We start from the raw sequence: 1,937 nt of genomic DNA on the forward strand, positions 1-1,937 counted from the left end.
TTGCCAGCGCGGCAAATTCGTCAGAGATGTCCTGGCCGGCTTTCCAGCCGAGATCGGAAGAGTGGATGATTGTCATTCTGGTTCCCTATCTACTTTGGGGCAGCGATCATGCGACGCCAAGGCATCCCGCATGATCCGTGGTGGGGCCCATTGATGATCATGTATGTGAGAGCAAGAGAATTCCGTCCTCTTGAAGTCGGACAAAGATTCTTGATGCCGTCCGACACGGCTTCTAAACAGAAAACTCGCTCTAAGATCGCGCAAACGTTTACACGCAGTTCAGGCGTTGCTGTTGGCTCTGCAATTTCTGTCACGTCTGCACCATTGTTTCGCTTCTACGGACAAAGTTGATTTTTTTTATTGGCTCAAGATGGGCGAAACTGAGACATTTCAATGTCACGGGAACACGCAGATACGTCTCGGGATCAGTGCAGCGCTTCCCCCAAGGTGCATAGATTAGAATGCGTAAGGGTTGGAAAAACCCAGCCCCCATGCCCGTTACGAAATGGCATCAATCAGGTAGATATTGCTGACTGTGCTCATCGAGCCGAGGCCAGAATTATCATCGTTCACCAAGACGATTTGATCCGTAGGACCCATGTAATATTCGCCCACAGGGATAGCATAGAATTTGGAGCCAGAGCCCGTTTCATACGTATTACTGTAATCCTGAATGCCCCATGGCTGAGGTCCGTCGAGGTGGAAGAATACCTTCTTCCAATCACTTCTCTGACCAGTTTCTTTGACGAGACCAATACCCTGGATATTACCACATGCACCGCTTTTGAAATCAAATATCAAGATGGTGCCTTCAGTGATTTTGCCACCCAGATCCCGTGACTTACAGGCACTGTCCTCAAGCTTGACGGTGCTTTGGTCCTTGGAAACGGTCGCGGTTTTGGTGCCCTGACGCGTGGAGAAACTCGACAGAGTGTTCAAACTGACGTCAGTGAGAAACTTGTCCGACTCCACGCTCTCCAAAGCAAAGTTGAAGGAAACAGTTCCGAGCACGCCGCCCGAGTCGTTTTCACCTTTACATACAACCAGCTCCGCAGCGTCGTTTCTCTCCGCGAACAACTTGCCACCAAAGAAATCTTCGCTCCGATTGTCGCCAAACAGAGCATCGGGCTCAATACTTCCTACCTTAGATATTCCGTCTAAAGTATGCTCAACACGGCCTATCTCTAACCCACTTCCCTTAGACATGGCATACATGCCCAAAGAGCTGCCATCCGTGAGACTGCTGTCAATGCTGGAACCTGCCCCGATCTCAGAAATCGTTTCGTCGGTATCGGTGTACGCGACGAATATGTCGAGTAGAATGCTCGCGTTGGTTTCCTGCGGGTTCACCAACTCTGGAGCTTCGACAACAGGGGCCGGCTCTGACGGTGGCGTATATGAGATAGGGTCTGGATCAACAACGGGATCGTCAGGTGCCGCGGAACCGTCAGTTGGGTATGAAATGTCCGACCAATCTGGTCCTGCCAAATTCTTGTAATAGGAGTCACTTTTACTTGGCCGAGCGCTGCCCTTTGTGACACCAGTGCCGTTTACATCTTCAGGGGCGTAGAAACCTGTGTTTGACGTCTTGGCAAGACTGACCTTCCCCAAAAGCTTCACGCCACTCCAGTGGACATCATAGCCGGATTTAACAAGGAAAACCCTGTCCGTGCTGCCGGAATCTGTGTTCTCAACGACGGAATTTTCCAGGCGAATATTTTGCGCAACCCAATCCGTGGCGTTGTTCTCGTTCAGAACCTGATTGCTCGTTCTATCCAATGTTGTGACGATGATTGAAGTTGTGTCCTGATCGATGAATTCCGAATTTTTGATCAGGATATTCTGGTTTGTAGGTCCCCCGGAATTGAAATCATCGCTGGAATCATAGATGTCCTTGATATCCATGCCTGACCAGTTCCGGACAAAATAGCTGTCCG

Annotated in this window: 1 protein-coding gene; it reads right to left on the reverse strand. The window is 50.0% G+C overall.

The features are described 5' to 3' along the window. Nucleotides 1-498: 498 nt before the first annotated feature. On the reverse strand, nucleotides 499-1,937 hold a 1,439-nt coding region (locus GOX63_RS23610), incomplete at its 5' end, for a hypothetical protein (RefSeq protein ID WP_217356292.1).

This window comes from Ruegeria arenilitoris (genome assembly GCF_013031355.1).
GTDB classification, from domain to species: domain Bacteria; phylum Pseudomonadota; class Alphaproteobacteria; order Rhodobacterales; family Rhodobacteraceae; genus Ruegeria; species Ruegeria arenilitoris_C.